The sequence below is a fragment of the Mesorhizobium loti CJ3sym genome (assembly GCF_000472785.1).
In the GTDB taxonomy this organism is placed as follows: domain Bacteria; phylum Pseudomonadota; class Alphaproteobacteria; order Rhizobiales; family Rhizobiaceae; genus Mesorhizobium; species Mesorhizobium loti_E.
The window spans coordinates 124,387-139,845 of the sequence record NZ_AXAL01000014.1; the positions used below are offsets into that span (position 1 = coordinate 124,387).

General features: G+C 64.0%; 10 protein-coding genes. 5 read left to right on the plus strand and 5 right to left on the minus strand.

The features are described 5' to 3' along the window. Nucleotides 1-38 precede the first annotated feature (38 nt). Nucleotides 39-1,763 (plus strand): heparinase II/III family protein, encoded by a 1,725-nt coding sequence (locus A3A9_RS0120460; RefSeq protein ID WP_027060438.1) that lies wholly within the window; start codon nt 39-41, stop codon nt 1,761-1,763. Between the two features lie 94 nt (nt 1,764-1,857). Further along, nucleotides 1,858-3,474, plus strand: coding sequence for a bifunctional phosphoribosylaminoimidazolecarboxamide formyltransferase/IMP cyclohydrolase (gene purH, locus A3A9_RS0120465; protein WP_027060439.1), 1,617 nt, complete (start codon nt 1,858-1,860; stop codon nt 3,472-3,474). 158 nt (nt 3,475-3,632) lie between these two features. Here the strand turns inward: purH and A3A9_RS0120470 are convergent, their stop codons facing one another. From A3A9_RS0120470 to A3A9_RS0120480, 3 genes are all read right to left on the minus strand, one after another. Further along, the gene (locus A3A9_RS0120470; protein WP_027060440.1) at nt 3,633-5,009 is read right to left on the minus strand and encodes an MFS transporter; all 1,377 of its coding nucleotides are present in this window, start codon (nt 5,007-5,009) and stop codon (nt 3,633-3,635) included. A 49-nt stretch (nt 5,010-5,058) separates the two neighbouring features. Next, on the minus strand, nt 5,059-5,796 hold the full coding sequence (locus A3A9_RS0120475) for a class I SAM-dependent methyltransferase (RefSeq protein ID WP_027060441.1): 738 nt from the start codon (nt 5,794-5,796) through the stop codon (nt 5,059-5,061). A gap of 90 nt (nt 5,797-5,886) precedes the next feature. Continuing rightward, a complete protein-coding gene (locus tag A3A9_RS0120480) occupies nt 5,887-10,677 on the minus strand; it encodes an NAD-glutamate dehydrogenase (RefSeq protein ID WP_027060442.1) in 4,791 nt (1,596 codons plus the stop codon). 136 nt (nt 10,678-10,813) lie between these two features. Here A3A9_RS0120480 and A3A9_RS0120485 point away from each other — a divergent pair, with 136 nt between their 5' ends. Beyond that, nucleotides 10,814-11,377, plus strand: coding sequence for a peroxidase-related enzyme (locus A3A9_RS0120485; protein ID WP_027060443.1), 564 nt, complete (start codon nt 10,814-10,816; stop codon nt 11,375-11,377). 3 nt (nt 11,378-11,380) lie between these two features. On the opposite strand, the gene A3A9_RS0120490 is transcribed toward A3A9_RS0120485, so the two are convergent. Continuing rightward, nucleotides 11,381-11,995, minus strand: coding sequence for a LysE family translocator (locus A3A9_RS0120490; RefSeq protein ID WP_027060444.1), 615 nt, complete (start codon nt 11,993-11,995; stop codon nt 11,381-11,383). A gap of 395 nt (nt 11,996-12,390) precedes the next feature. Here A3A9_RS0120490 and A3A9_RS0120495 point away from each other — a divergent pair, with 395 nt between their 5' ends. Beyond that, on the plus strand, nt 12,391-13,014 hold the full coding sequence (locus A3A9_RS0120495) for a DUF1062 domain-containing protein (RefSeq protein ID WP_027060445.1): 624 nt from the start codon (nt 12,391-12,393) through the stop codon (nt 13,012-13,014). Between the two features lie 62 nt (nt 13,015-13,076). On the opposite strand, the gene typA is transcribed toward A3A9_RS0120495, so the two are convergent. Beyond that, nucleotides 13,077-14,906 (minus strand): translational GTPase TypA, encoded by a 1,830-nt coding sequence (gene typA, locus A3A9_RS0120500; RefSeq protein WP_027060446.1) that lies wholly within the window; start codon nt 14,904-14,906, stop codon nt 13,077-13,079. Nucleotides 14,907-15,102: 196 nt separating this feature from the next. On the opposite strand from typA, the gene A3A9_RS0120505 reads away from it, so the two are divergent. Beyond that, on the plus strand, nt 15,103-15,387 hold the full coding sequence (locus tag A3A9_RS0120505; protein WP_245279086.1) for a hypothetical protein: 285 nt from the start codon (nt 15,103-15,105) through the stop codon (nt 15,385-15,387). The last annotated feature ends 72 nt before the right edge of the window (nt 15,388-15,459 follow it).

The following is a 15,459-nucleotide window of genomic DNA, read 5'->3' on the forward strand; positions in this document are numbered from 1 at the left end:
AAACTCGGCGCTGGGGTAGAGGACGTTCAGGAGGGGTTTTGGCACTTGCTGCCGGCAACACGACGCGTCTGTGGACGCTCGTCGCGAAGGAGTTCTGGCGCAAGACGCGCCGGCGCCTGCGTGCCGGGCCGGTCTATCGCTGGCGCTATTCCGGCCGCACGCCCGAACGCGTCCTGATCGCGCCGCCGGACCTGCGCCTCGCCGACCCGCAGATCGCGCTCGAGATCTATTACGGCCGCTATCCCTTGTCGGGACATCTGGTCGAAACCGGCGGCAAATCGCCATTCCAGATCAATGTGCCCAACCATGGCTGGCAAAAGACGCTGCATGGTTTTCGCTGGCTGCGCCACATGCGCGCCGCCGGCACCGAGCTTGCCGCCGCCAATGCCCGCGCGCTGGTGTCCGACTGGATCGCCATGCATGGCAACAACATTGCCGGCGTCGCCTGGGAGCCCGGCACGACGGCGAAGCGCATCATCGCCTGGCTGCAGCATTCCTCCGTCGTGCTGCAGGGGGCCGAGTTCCCCTTCTACCGCGCCTTCCTGAAATCGCTGGCTGTCCAGATCCGCTACCTCAGATCGATGGCGCGCGAAATGCCCGACGGCAAGGACCGGCTGCGTGCCCGCATCGCGCTGGCCTTCGCCGCCCTTTCCCTGCCGGCGCCTGCCTCGGCGCTGCGCGGCGCCACCCGCAACCTCGCCGAGGAACTTAACCGCCAGATCCTCGCCGATGGCGGCCATATCTCGCGCAATCCGATGGCGGTTCTGGAAATCCTCGCCGACCTGTTGCCGCTGCGCCAGACCTATGCCAACCAGGCGGAAACTCCGCCGCAGGCGCTGATCGGCGCCATCGACCGCATGCTGCCGGCGCTGCGCTTCTTCCGCCACCAGGACGGCAGCCTTGCCCGCTTCAACGGCATGGGCGCCACCATCCATGACCGCATCGCCACCATATTGCGCCATGACGACACCGCCGGCGCGCCGCTGCTGCATGCGCCGCATTCGGGCTATGAGCGGCTGTCGATGGGTGGCACGACCGTGATCGCCGACACCGGCCTGCCGCCGCCGGTCGACGTGTCAAACGCAGCACATGCCGGCTGCCTCGCCTTCGAACTGTCGTCCGGTCGCCAGCACTACATCGTCAATGCCGGCATCGACACCTATGGCGCCGCCGAGTTCCGGCCGCTGGCGCGCGCCACCGCCGCGCACTCGACCGCCACCATCAACGACACCTCGTCGGCGCGCTTCAGCCATTCGATACGGGTCAACGACCTGCTCGGCTCGCCGCTGATCGGCGGCCCGCAGCACATGCAGTGCAAACGCATCGACCAGAAGGGCGTTCACGGTTTCGTCGCCCGCCATGACGGCTACGTCCCGCGCTTTGGCTTCCTGCACGAGCGCGAGCTGAAGCTCTCCTCCAATGGCAACGTGCTAGCGGGCAGGGACCGGTTCCAGCGGCCCGGCAATGCCGCGATCCGCAACAATGGCCGTGACTTCATCACCGTGCGCTTCCATGTCCACCCCGACATCAATCTGCTGCAGGACGAGCACGATCGTTTGGTCCTGGCCGCCGATCTGGCCGATACCTGGGTATTCACCTGTGCGGAAGTCGTGCCTGAGGTCGAGGAATCGATCTATTTCGCCGGCCTTGGCGGCCCGCGCCGCAGCCGGCAGATCGTGCTTGCCTTCAAGGCCTCGGAAGTGACCGAAGTCCACTGGCAGCTGACCCGCACCAGCATCGCCGGCTATCCGGAAAACAACTGAGCGGGCCAGCCAGGCAGGCTTCCGGTTTGATTTCCCGGTATCATGTGCTACGGCGCGGGCATCCATCACACCAGCCGTGAAAGGCCGCCAGCCCATGGCCGTCGCCGCCAAGAACATTCCCGCTCCGGACCTCGTTCCTGTGCGCCGTGCCTTGCTCTCCGTTTTCGACAAGACCGGCCTCATCGACTTCGCCAGGGCCTTGGCTGCGGCCGGGGTCGAACTGGTCTCGACAGGCGGCACCGCCAAGGCGATTGCCGAGGCGGGTCTGGCGGTGCGCGACGTCTCCGAGCTCACCGGTTTTCCAGAGATCATGGACGGCCGCGTCAAGACCTTGCACCCGTCGGTGCATGGCGCGCTGCTTGGCGTGCGCGACGACCCCGAGCATGCGGCGGCGATGCGCAAACACCACATCGAACCGATCGATCTCCTCGTCTCCAATCTCTATCCGTTCGAGGAAGTCCGTCGCTCCGGCGCCGACTATGCCGCGATCGTCGAGAACATCGACATTGGTGGCCCGGCGATGATCCGCGCCTCGGCCAAGAACCACGCCTATGTCGCCATCGTCACCGACCCAGGCGATTATGCCTCGGTGCTGAACGCACTGGAGATGAACATCGGCTCGCTGTCGCTGGATTTCCGCAAGAAGCTGGCGGCCAAGGCCTTTGCCCGCACAGCCAGCTATGACGCGGCGATCTCCGGCTGGTTCGCCGAAGCGCTGGAGATCGAGCATCCGACCTGGCGCGCCTTTGGCGGCAGGCTGGCCGAGGTGATGCGCTACGGCGAGAACCCGCACCAGAGCGCCGGTTTCTACGTCAATGGCGACAAGCGGCCGGGCGTCGCCACGGCACGGCAGTTGCAGGGCAAGCAGCTCTCCTACAACAACATCAACGACACCGACGCCGCCTTCGAACTGGCCGGCGAGTTCGATCCCGACCACTCCGCGGCGGTGGCGATCATCAAGCACGCCAACCCTTGCGGCGTCGCTGAAGGCACCTCGCTGAAACAAGCCTATGGCAAGGCGCTCGCCTGCGACCCGGTCTCGGCCTTCGGCGGCATCGTGGCTGTGAATCGCACCCTCGATGCCGAGGCGGCGGAAGAGATCGTGAAAACCTTCACCGAGGTCATCATCGCGCCCGATGCGACCGACGAGGCAGTGGCAATCGTCGCGGCGAGGAAGAACCTGCGCCTGCTGGTTACCGCAGGCCTGCCGGACCCGCGTTCGCCCGGCACGACGGTCAAATCCGTCGCCGGCGGCCTGCTCGTCCAGGGCCGCGACAATGCCGTGATCGATGACCTCGAACTGAAGGTGGTGACCAAACGCGCACCGACACCGGCCGAGATGGCCGATCTCAAATTCGCCTTCCGCATCGCCAAGCACGTCAAGTCGAATGCCATTGTCTATGCCAAGGACGGCGCCACCGTCGGCATCGGCGCCGGCCAGATGAGCCGGGTCGATTCCTCCCGTATCGCCGCCCGCAAGGCGCTTGATGCCGCTGAGGCCGCAGGCATGGCAGAACCGCTCACCAAAGGCTCGGTCGTCGCCTCCGACGCCTTCTTCCCCTTCGCTGATGGTTTGCTTGCCGCGGTCGCCGCCGGCGCCACCGCCGTCATCCAGCCGGGCGGCTCGATGAACGACAAGGACGTCATCGCCGCCGCTGATGAACACGGTATTGCCATGGTGTTTACGGGGATCAGGCATTTCCGGCACTGAGCGCCTTCTTCCTTCTCCCCCTGCGGGAGAAGGTGTCGCCGCAGGCGACGGATGAGGGGTGTTCCAGCGGAGTGAGACGCTGGTGTTCCCTGGAACACCCCTCATCCGACCTCGCTTAGCGAGGCCACCTTCCCCCACAAGGGGGGAAGGAAGTGGCGCTACTCCTCCGGCCGATCCGCCGGATAGGGCGTGCGAACCAAAATCGCCATGCCGATCGCCAGGAACAGGATGATGACAGCCATTCCAAGCCGCGCCGAGCCGCTCAGCGCGGTGATCGTCGCGACCAGGAATGGTGCCAGGAAACTGGTTGCCCGTCCCGCCAGCGCATAGATGCCGAAATAGCGGCCGGATTCCGCGGCCGTAACGCTGCGCGCCATGTAGGAGCGCGACGACGCCTGCACCGGCCCGAAAGCCACGCCAATCAGCAAGCCGTACATGATATAGGCCTTCTCGGCCGCAGTGCCGAACAGACCACCTGAGTCGGCTGTCGAGAGCTGGATCAGGCCGAGCAGCGTGAAGCCCGGACCGGTCGACACCACGCCGATGGTGGCGATGGACAGCAAGACCAGCGAAATCATCACCACCGCCTTGGAGCCAAGCGCGGTGTCGAGCCGCGCCGCGATCCAGCAGCCGAAGATGGCGACGACATTGAGGATGATGCCGAACATGCCGATCTCGGTGATCGACCAGTGGAACATGCCGGCCGCGAACGTGCCGCCGAGCGCCAGCAGCGCGTTGACGCCGTCCTGGTAGATCATGCGGGCGACGAGGAAGCGGAAGATGCCGCCGCGCTTGCGCACCTCGACCAGAGTCGACTTCAATTCCGACAGGCCTTCGCGCACCGCCGGCCCTATCGGGATGCCCTTGATGGCATCCGGTGTGAAGAAGAACATCGGCAGGATGAACAGGAAATACCAGCCGGCCGACAGCGGCCCGGTGGCGCGCGCATCCTCGCCGAGCTTCGGGTCGAGCCCGAACAGCGGAGTGATGCCGATGATCGTCTTGCCGGTTTCCGGCGAGCCGGCGAGACAGGTGACGACAAAGATCAGCACGATCATGCCGCCGAGATAGCCGAGGCCCCAGGCCATGTTGGAGATGCGGCCGATCTCGCTCTTCGGCACCAGCCGCGGCATCATCGAATCATTGAACACCGTGGAGAATTCCGCAGCTACCGACGCCAGCGAGAACAGCGCCACGATCAGGAACAGGTTCGAGCCGGGCGCCGCAAACCAAAGCAGGGTGAGGCCGGTGATCTTGATCGCGGCGAAAAATCCGATCCACGGCTTGCGCGGCCCGGTCTGGTCGGCGATCGAACCGAGGATCGGCGACAGTATCGCGATGACCAGCCCGGCGGCAGCGATGCCGTAGCCCCAGACCGCCTGGCCGGTGACTGGATCGCTTGCCATGCGCGAGACGAAATACGGACCGAAGATGAAGGTGGTGACGACCGTGAAAAATGGCTGCGCCGCCCAGTCGAAGAACATCCATCCCCAGATGCCGCGCCCGGATGCACGCTGCACTGTCTCTACCGCCATGATGATTCCCCCGGCCCCGCCCGCATCGGGCGCCATGTCTGCATTTTTTTCATGACCGCGCAAATGCGGCCGGCTTGCTGCCCGCAACCGCTGTCGAGCAGCCGAAGAAGAAGCGTTTGAATTCGACGTGCAGCCCTTCCGCCCGCAGCATTTCGGCAAAGGCGGAGGCGTCGCCGAAATTGGTCGAGTAGGTGCCGATCTTCGCGAAATCCTGCGCGCCCCTGAGCAGCGTTCTTTCGATCAGTGGCAGCATGACCTTCAAGTGGAAGAGATAAAGCGGTCTCAACCACCACCCTTTCGGGTCGGACGCTTCGATCATGCAAAAGACGCCGCCAGGCTTGAGGCAGTGCGCGACCACCTTTGCGAGTTTCGCATGCTGCGCGCCATTGAAGGTCTTCAGTCCGAACGTGGAAATGATGAAATCGGCGCTTTCTTTCGGCAGGTCGCTGGCCAGAACGTCGTCCTCGATGAAGGCGATCTTGTGGGCACGGTGCGCGTGCAGGCGTTCCATCGCGCGCTGATGCATTCCCGACGAGATGTCGACCGCCGTTATCGAACCAATGCCGGGAAAGCGTTTGAGCAAATGCGGCCAGACCTCGCCGGTGCCGGCCATCAGATCGTAGCCCTTCGGCTCCGAAGCAGGCGGCTCGGGCATCAGCTCGACGCATTGCCGGCGCCAGCGCTCGGTAAAGCCGAATGAACATATCCAGCTGAAGGTGACGTACTGGTCGGAACAACGATCGAAGACACCTTTGACGAACACCGGGTCGTAGATGTCTTCGCTCATCGTTGGTTCATCATCTCAAGCCGAGCGGCCACAAGGAACACCCAGCTGACTTGTCGCCCGACGCTCGCCCGATGGCCTCTGGTCAAACCGCTACATCCCTGTCAGATCGCTCATCAAACCGGACGCCACCGACAGCCGTGACACGGTGATGTCGCCGCCTTCAGTCAGCGCCTGCAGCCGCTCGCGGATGCGCGCCACCCGCTCGCCGCCTGCCTCCAGCCACGCCGCCACCGGGTCCGCCGTCTTGGCATGGCTGGTGAGTGCTGCGACCGCAATTCCGCGCCGCGCTGCGCCGATCGTGTCGGTGGCTCGGGACAAAGCGAGCTGATCATAATAGTCCGACGGCGTGATCGAGCGTGCCGCATCCTCGACGCGGGGAATGCGGAAGGCATCGCTGACCGCAAAGAACGCCCTGGCTGCGGCGACGATGTCGGCACCGGCCGTACGCGCCGTCAGCGCGATGTCGGGAATGAGTTCCGCCACCTCGCTCAGCGCCAGCTGCTCGGCGAGCCTTTCCGGCGCGCCGGCCTTGAACAGCCCATGCCGCTTCTCCTCGATCCGCTCCCGCGAAAACGCCGGCAGCAGCGAAGCGAGCTTCGGCTCCAGCGCCTTGCGCGCGTCCTGCAGTTCGGCGATGCGCTGGCCGAGCGGTGCCGTCCCGGCATCGTTCTTCAGATACCAGCCGCTGGTGACGTAGATCAGCCGGCTGACCATCTGGTAGAGATCGAGCTGCACCTGGCCGTCGATCTGGTTGTCGAGCGCGTCGATCTCGAGATAGAGCGCCGGCAGCGCAAAGCCATCACGAACCACGGCGAAGGTGCGCACCACGTCGGCGGCGGTGCGCCCCGTGGCTTCCTGCAGCCGGTTGACGAAGGATGGGCCGCCGCGATTGACCAAATCGTTGGCGACGACGCGGGCGATGATCTCGCGGCGCAGCCGGTGGCCGTGGATCTCGGTGGCGTATTTCTTCGCCATGCGGTCGGGGAAATAGCCCATCAGGTCGCGGTCGAAATGCGCATCGTCAGGCACGTCGCTGGCGACGATGTCGGAAAACAGCACGATCTTGGCATAGGCGAGCAACACGCCGAGCTCGGCCCGGGTCAGCGGCTCGCCGCGCGCCTCGCGCTCGGCAAGGGCGGCCGGCGACGGCAGCGTCTCGACCACACGATCTAGCAGGCCGCGTGCTTCCAGCGCCGTCATGAAACGGCTCTGATGCGCGATGTCGGCCAAACCGCGCTTGCGCGCGATCGAAAGCGCCAGCGTTTGCTCGAAATTGTTGGACAGGACGAGTCCGCCGACCTCCTCGGTCATCTCCGCCAGCAGCTTGTTGCGCGCCGGGCGCGTCAGCGACCCCTTGCGCATGGCCGACGCCAGCGCGATCTTGATGTTGACCTCGACGTCGGAACAGTTGACGCCGCCCGAATTGTCGATGGCGTCGGAATTGCAGCGCCCACCATTCAGGCCGAACTCGATGCGCGCGCGCTGCGTGACGCCGAGATTGGCGCCCTCGCCGATCACCTTGGCGCGCACGTCGAGCGCGGTGATGCGGATGGCGTCGTTGGCACGGTCGCCGACCTCGGCATTGGTCTCGGTCGAAGCCCTGAGATACGTGCCGATGCCGCCGAACCACAGAAGGTCGACCGGCGCCTTGAGGATGGCGGTCATGATCTCGACCGGCGTGGCGGTTGTCTTGGCCAAGCCAATCGCGGCTGCTGCCGCTGTCGGCAAGGTGATCGACTTCTGGCTGCGCGAGACGATCACGCCGCCTTCCGACAGCTTGGTCTTGTCGTAATCCTGCCAGCTCGAACGCGGCAGAGCGAACATGCGCTCGCGCTCGGCCATCGAGGCCGCCATATCCGGATCGGGATCGATGAAGATGTCGCGATGGTCGAAGGCGGCGATCAGCCTCGTTTTCGGCGACAACAGCATGCCATTGCCGAACACGTCGCCGGACATGTCGCCGACACCGACGACGGTGAAGGGCGAGGTCTGGATGTCGCGGTTGATCTCGCGGAAATGCCGCTTGACCGCTTCCCAGGCGCCCTTGGCGGTGATGCCCATCTTCTTGTGGTCGTAGCCGGCCGAGCCACCGCTGGCGAAGGCATCGTCGAGCCAGAAGCCATGCTTCTCCGAGATGGCGTTGGCGGTGTCGGAGAAGGTCGCCGTGCCCTTGTCTGCGGCAACGACGAAATAGGGATCATCAGGGTCGCGCCTGATGACGCCGGCTGGTGGAATGACACCGTCCAGCCCGATATTGTCGGTGATCGACAACAGGCTGGAGACGAAATTCTTGTAGGCCGAGGTGCCGGCCTCGAATATCGCGTCGCGGCTGCCGCCTGCCGGCAGGCGCTTGGGGAAGAAGCCGCCCTTGGCGCCGACCGGCACGATGACGGCGTTCTTGACCTGCTGCGCCTTAACCAGGCCGAGCACCTCGGTGCGGTAGTCCTGGGCGCGGTCCGACCAGCGCAGGCCGCCGCGCGCCACTGGGCCGAAGCGCAGATGCAGGCCTTCGACCTCGGAACCGTAGACGAAAATCTCGCGCCATGGCCGTGGCGCCGGCAATCCCTCGACCGCATGCGAATCGAGTTTGATCGCCAGTGACTGGCCCTTCTGTTTCGTATCGGCAACGAAATGATTGGTGCGCAGCGAGGCCTCGATCAGATTGAGGTAGCGGCGGATGATGGTGTCGTCATCGATGTTGGGCACATCTTCCAGCGCGTCCTTGATCTTGGCCTTGAGATGTTTGGCCGCCACCACGCCTTCGCCCTCGGCCGTCGGGCCAAGCCTTGCGATGAACAGCGCGTGCAGGCCGCGCGCGATGTCGGGATAGCGGTTGAGCGCTGCTGCGATGAAATCCTGGCTTTGCGGGATGCCGACCTGCTGCAGATAGCGGCCATAGGCGCGCAAGATGGTGATCTCGCCGGACCAAAGGCCGGCGGTCTGGGCAAGGCCGTTATAGCCGTCATTGTCGATCTCGCCGCGCCAGACCGACAGGAACGCGTCCTCGAACAGCGCGCCGCCATCGGTCAGGTCGATCGGTTTGCCGTAGCTGTTCTCCAGCTCCATGTCATGGATGAAGACCAGGCCGGACTGCTCGTCGCCGACCTCGAACGTGCGCTCGCTGATGACGCGGAAGCCGATGTTTTCCAGCACCGGCACGCGCCGCGACAGCGCCACCGGGCTGCCATGGTGATAGATCTTCAGCGCCGCCTGATGCGGCTTCTGCTCGGCATGGCGATAATAGTCGATGGCGATCGGATTATCGGCGTTGATCTTGGCGATGCGCCCGGCATCAGTCAGCGCCACCGCCGCGCTGAACGAATCGCGGTAGCTTTCAGGCAGCCGCGCGGCGATGGCCGTCAACGCCTGGTCCCCGCCATCGGCGTCCGCCGCGTCGGAAAGGGCATCCTCCCAGGTGCGCACGATGTCGCGTATCGCCGCCTCGATGGTCGCCTGCTCGACCTTCGGCGTCTTGCCACCGGAGCGGCCAATGATGAAATGCACGCGCGCCAGCCCGCCTTCCGGGAAGGCCGGGTAGTAGGCCGACAGCCGGCCCTCGAACACGGTTTTCAGATAGGCGCCGATCTTCTCGCGCACGACGCTGTCATAGCGGTCACGCGGCACGAAGACGAGGATCGAGACGAAGCGGTCGAACTGGTCGGCGCGCACCAGCGCCCGCACGCGCGGCCGCTCGACCAGGCCGAGGATGGCTGCGGCGTGCTTGCGCAGGATCGGCACCGGCACCTGGAACAATTCGTCGCGCGGATAGCTTTCCAGCACGTTGATCAGCGCCTTGCCGGAGTGGTCGTGCCGGTCGAAGCCGGACTTGGCGATGATGGTTTCGGCCTTGGACCGGAGATACGGGATCTTCATCACCGAACGCGTGTAGGCGGTCGAGGTGAACAGGCCGACGATGCGCAGTTCGCCGGCAAGCGTACCCTTGGGTGTATAGGTCTTGACGCCGATATAATCGAGATAGATGCGGCGGTGCACGGAAGACTTGGCATTGGCCTTGGTGACGATCAGCGGCTCCGGCCCATGCAGGAAGGCGCGGATCTCGGGCGTCGTCGTCACCGCTTCAGTGCCGCGCCGCAGCACCAGCACGTCGGGATCGGACAGGATGCCGAGGCCGGGCTTGTCGGCGCGCTCCAGATTGCCGCTTTCCTCGCCGCCGGTGTATTTGAATTCGCGCATGCCGAGGAAGGTGAAATTGTCGTCGCGCAGCCATTCCAGGAAGGCGATCGCCTCGGCCACGCTCTTCTTGTCGAGCGGCACCGCCGAATAGCGAAACTCCGAAATCGCCTGGTCAAGCCTGGCCAGCATCGGCCGCCAGTCGTTGACTGCGGCGTGAACCTGGCCGAGCATCTTGCGCAGCCGCCCGGTCAAGCCGTTCGCCGCCTCCGCCGTCAGCCGCGGGATATGGACGTGGATGACGCTCAGCCGGTCGTGATTGCCGTCGTCCTTGGCGAAATTGCCGTCGCCGAGGATTTCCTCGACACCGCGCTTGCCGTGGCGAACGGTGATGACCGGATGCGTGACCAGCGTCGGTTCGCCTGATGTCTCGGTGATCTCGCCGAGGATGGAATCGAACAGGAACGGCATGTTGTCGTTGACGACGGTGATGACCGTCACCGGCCGGCCCTCGCGGGTGACGCCCGAATCGGCATCGACGGCAACGACGCACTCGCCCTTCTTGTGGCCGGCGACCGCTTGGCCGGCGAGATCGGCGGCGCGTTCGAGGGCGGCCGCGTCATAGGTGGCGATGTCTTCGGAGGGCGCGCGGGCGAGCAGATAATCGGCAAGCCTGGCTGGCTTTTCCTCCGTCTTTGTCGCGGATGTGGCTTTTTTCTTTGGCTTAGCTGCGGATTTCACGCTGGCCATGACGCTATTCCCTCCCGTCGAATGCTTTTACGACTATCGTAGCAGATGACCGCTGTTTGGCGACAAAGGTTTGACGGCTTGCCAAGAATTATCGGAATTCGGCGGCAAGGCAGTGCCCAAAGAGGAGAAGTGACCCATGACCGGCAAGATTTCAGCGCTTGATCTGGCCTCAGGAGAGCTGAGCGACGCGACGAAAACCTATTTCGCCAAATGCGAGGAGAAGCTCGGCCTCGTTCCCAACGTGCTCAAGGCCTACGCCTTCGACGACAAGAAGCTGCGCGCCTTCACCGATATGTACAATGATCTGATGCTGGGGGAGTCCGGCCTGTCGAAGCTCGAGCGCGAAATGATCGCGGTCGTCGTCTCCTCCATCAACCATTGCTACTATTGCCTGACCGCGCATGGCGCGGCGGTGCGCCAACTGTCCGGCGACCCGGCGCTCGGCGAAATGATGGTGATGAATTTCCGCGCCGCCGCGCTGTCACAGAGGCAAGCGGCAATGCTCGAATTCGCGGTCAAGCTGACTGAGGAGCCGGCTAAGATCGTCGAGGCCGACCGGGCCGCCCTGCGTCAGGCCGGTTTCTCCGACCGCGACATCTGGGACATCGCCTCGACAGCAGCCTTCTTCAACATGTCGAACCGGGTGGCCGCGGCAATCGACATGCGCCCGAACGACGAATACCACGCCATGGCAAGGTGAGGCTTAGGATCGCGCCGCGATAGCCGCCGCGGCACCTGCCATCGTCGTGGCGCTGATCCGGTTGGCGATCTTCATGGCGCGCTTGCTCTTCAACAGCTTACGCGCCTGCGAGGCGGCGAGCACCCAGGCGAGATCGATGGCGATCAAAACCACCGCCATGGTCGCCGTCAGCTCGACCCAGCCGACAATGCTGACGGAAGCAAGGTCGATGATGGTCGGCAGCAGCGCCAGGTAGAACATCATGATCTTGGGGTTGCCGAGCGTCACCGCCATGCCGGCGAAAAACAGCTTTATCGCCGAATCCTCGCGTGGCATCTCGCCCTCTTTCGCATCGACAGGTGCCGTCCACATCTTCCAGGCGAGGTAAGCTAGATAGGCGACACCCACCCATTTCACGACAACGAAGGCGAAGTGAAAAGTCTGCGCCACCACGGCCAGGCCGAACACCGCCAGCGACAGCCAGATGCCCTCGCCGATCCACATGGCGAGCAGGAACGGAAACACGTCGCGAAAGCCTTTCGAGATGACACGTGCAACGAGTGCGGCGATCGAAGGGCCGGGCGAACCGGCGGCAACAAACAGGGCGGCGGCGAAAATCAGCAGTGAGGTGAGATGCATGGTGGGGAACTCTGTCCGACAACGTTTGAGGCCTGACATTAGCGCAAGCGGTTGAGCTGCGGTAGCGCCGACAAAAACGCTTGTCGGTTCGACATCTCCCCGCTAGAAGACCCGCCGCGAAACAATTTCGAGCTTCACTTTGCCCCAGTAACCGCCGGTCTCGTCAACTCCCCCGACACACCTGATGGCGCCGCATTCGTGGTGCCTGCTTCATGTTCATGTGTTCTTCTGGGCGGCGGTTCGAGACCGGTTTGGCACTGCTGAACCGTTGTCGCGCGCTTTCCGCCAGCGGCACCTGACTTCGCCATCTCCGCAGCCTACCGCCACGCCGCGCCCGCATGGGCATCTCGACATCGCCGGCCTGATGAACTTCCCGACGGGAAGGGCTTACCGGCATGTCTTCTACCCTGCGCATCCACTGGGCGATTGCGCCCGAAATCGCTCCTCAACCGCTGATCAACTGCAATCGCTGCGGCACTGTGAAGGCTTATCGCTGCAGCGGAAAATTTCGCGTCAACGCCAACGGCAAGCGCATAGACGTCTGGCTGATCTATCGTTGCGTCGACTGCGACAATTCCTGGAATTTCGGCATTTTCGAACGCTGCAATCGCCGCGACATCGAACCGGCGCTGCTGCAGGCGCTCGAGAGCAATGACCCGGGGCTGGCGCGGCGCCATGCCTTCGATGTCATCGCCCTGCGAAATCGGGTGGGGCGTCTCGAGGAGTTTCCCGATGTCGTCGTGCAAAAACGGGTGCTCGGCGGCACCAGGGAAAGCGCGGCGCTGGAACTCCAGCTTGGGCTGGAAATGCCGACATCACTCCGGCTCGACCGCTTGCTAGCCAGTGAACTCGGCATTTCGCGCTCGCGGCTTCAGGTGCTGGAGGAACGGCGCCTGCTGGTGGTCGATCCGGACGGCGCCAAGGCATTGCGAAAGCCGGCCCGCGCGGGAATGACGGTCCGCGTCGATCTGGCCGGCGAGCCGGACCACGAAGCCATCATCCGCTCGGCCGGCGGGTAAACAAGAGAGGGGCGAAGTATCAGCTGCTCCGCCCCTCTCGTAAGCAATCAGAAGTCAGAAAATTACGCCGCGCCGACCACCTTGGCCGACTTCTCGAAGCGCTTGCGCTCGTTGGGATCGAGATAGAGCTTGCGCAGGCGGATGGTCTTCGGCGTCACCTCGACCAGTTCGTCGTCCTGGATCCAGGCCAGTGCGCGTTCCAGCGTCATGCGGATCGGCGGGGTGAGCTTGACCGCCTCATCCTTGCCGGCAGCGCGGATGTTGGTCAGCTTCTTGCCCTTAAGCACGTTCACTTCGAGGTCGTTGTCGCGGGAATGGATGCCGATGATCATGCCCTGATAGACCTTGACACCCGGATCGATGACCATCGGGCCACGGTCTTCCAGGTTCCACATGGCGTAGGCCACCGCTTCGCCCTGCTCGTTGGAGATCAGCACGCCATTGGTGCGGCCGGGCAGTTCGCCCTTGTAGGGCTCGTAGGCGTGGAACAGCCGGTTCATCACCGCGGTGCCGCGCGTGTCGGTCAACAGTTCCGACTGGTAGCCGATCAGGCCGCGCGTTGGCGCGTGGAAGACGATGCGCTGGCGGTTGCCGCCGGACGGGCGCAGTTCGACCATCTCGGCTTTGCGCTCCGACATCTTCTGCACAACGACGCCGGCATGCTCCTCGTCGACGTCGATGACGACCTCCTCGACCGGCTCCATTAATTCGCCGTTCTCGCCCTTCTGCATGACGACGCGCGGACGCGACACGGCGATTTCAAAGCCTTCGCGGCGCATGGTCTCGATCAGCACCGCGAGCTGCAATTCACCGCGGCCGGAGACGAAGAACGAATCCTTGTCGGGCGATTCCTCGATCTTCAGCGCGACATTGCCTTCGGCCTCGCGCAGCAGGCGGTCGCGGATGACGCGGCTGGTCACCTTGTCGCCTTCGGTGCCGGCGAGCGGTGAATCGTTGACGAGGAAGGACATTGTCACGGTCGGCGGGTCGATCGGCTGCGCATGCAGCGCCTCGGTCACCGCCATGTCGCAGAACGTGTCGGCGACGGTGCCCTTCGACAGGCCAGCAATGGCGACGATGTCGCCCGCCTGGGCTTCCTCGATCGGCTGCCGTTCGAGGCCACGGAAGGCAAGGATCTTCGAGATGCGGCCGGTTTCGATCTGTGTGCCGTCATGATGCAGCACCTTGACCGCCTGGTTGGCCTTCAGCGTGCCGGATTCGATGCGGCCGGTGATGATGCGGCCGAGGAAGGGGTTGGCTTCCAGGATGGTACCGATCATGCGGAACGGGCCGGGATGAACCGTCGGCTCCGGGACATGCTTGATGACCAGGTCGAACAGCGGCGCCAGGCCCTGATCCTTCGGGCCCTCCGGGTTCTCGGAGACCCAGCCATCGCGGCCTGAGCCGTAAAGGATTGGGAAGTCGAGCTGCTCGTCGGTGGCGTCGAGCGCTGCAAACAGGTCGAACACCTCGTTGACGACCTCGACATGGCGGGCGTCCGGACGGTCGATCTTGTTGATGACGACGATCGGCTTCAGGCCGACCTTGAGCGCCTTGCCTACGACGAATTTGGTCTGCGGCATCGGGCCTTCGGCGGCGTCGACCAGCACAATGGCCGAATCCACCATCGACAGGATGCGCTCGACCTCGCCGCCGAAATCGGCGTGGCCGGGTGTGTCAACGATGTTGATGCGCGTATCCTTCCAGTCGACCGAGGTCGCCTTAGCCAGGATGGTGATGCCGCGTTCCTTTTCGAGGTCGTTGGAATCCATGGCGCGTTCGGCGACGCGCTGATTGTCGCGGAAGGAGCCGGATTGCCGGAGCAACTGGTCGACGAGGGTGGTTTTTCCATGGTCGACGTGCGCGATGATCGCGATATTACGAATTTTCATGTTCTGGTCTCGGAAGCGTTGCAGGCAGCAGGCCAAAGGCGCTGCCTCTTTCGGTTGCGCGGCTCATACAGGGTTTTTCGCAGTTGCGAAAGGGGACGCGCGACACCAAATACTCATCAAATCTTAAGCATCTGCGTGTGAGATGATTTTGTTAACCAAGGCGGGAACCATTCAGGTCCCGGGCAGTTCGACCATCATGACCGATAGACTCAACCGATTTTGGCCCCTCATTGCGTCCGCCGCCTTTGCCGTCCTGCTGGCGGTCAACGCCGCCCAGTCTGCTGCCGCGACACAGAAGGGCGCGCGTGCTGTTGCGCAGTCCGACACCCAGACCGCCGAGCAGGCCTTTGCCGATGCGCCTGATGGCGTTGACCCCATGGTGACGGGACCGGTCAGCACCGCCTTCAAGCAGAGGCAAGTCAGTGCCAACTGCGACAGCGCGGTGTGGCCGAACATTCCGATGATCTGCTACCCGGATTGACTGGCGTCAGCCCCGTTTGCCGTTTGACGCAATCGTAGATGCTCCCTGAAACGGAAAGGCGACCTGACTGCC

What these genes read in the sequence shown, in the direction of transcription:
- purH (WP_027060439.1), top strand. Translation starts at nt 1,858, where the DNA reads ATGGCCGTCGCCGCCAAGAACATTCCCGCTCCGGACCTCGTTCCTGTG.
- A3A9_RS0120470 (WP_027060440.1), bottom strand. Translation starts at nt 5,009, where the DNA reads ATGGCGGTAGAGACAGTGCAGCGTGCATCCGGGCGCGGCATCTGGGGA.
- A3A9_RS0120475 (WP_027060441.1), bottom strand. Translation starts at nt 5,796, where the DNA reads ATGAGCGAAGACATCTACGACCCGGTGTTCGTCAAAGGTGTCTTCGAT.
- A3A9_RS0120480 (WP_027060442.1), bottom strand. Translation starts at nt 10,677, where the DNA reads ATGGCCAGCGTGAAATCCGCAGCTAAGCCAAAGAAAAAAGCCACATCC.
- A3A9_RS0120485 (WP_027060443.1), top strand. Translation starts at nt 10,814, where the DNA reads ATGACCGGCAAGATTTCAGCGCTTGATCTGGCCTCAGGAGAGCTGAGC.
- A3A9_RS0120490 (WP_027060444.1), bottom strand. Translation starts at nt 11,995, where the DNA reads ATGCATCTCACCTCACTGCTGATTTTCGCCGCCGCCCTGTTTGTTGCC.
- A3A9_RS0120495 (WP_027060445.1), top strand. Translation starts at nt 12,391, where the DNA reads ATGTCTTCTACCCTGCGCATCCACTGGGCGATTGCGCCCGAAATCGCT.
- typA (WP_027060446.1), bottom strand. Translation starts at nt 14,906, where the DNA reads ATGAAAATTCGTAATATCGCGATCATCGCGCACGTCGACCATGGAAAA.
- A3A9_RS0120505 (WP_245279086.1), top strand. Translation starts at nt 15,103, where the DNA reads ATGACCGATAGACTCAACCGATTTTGGCCCCTCATTGCGTCCGCCGCC.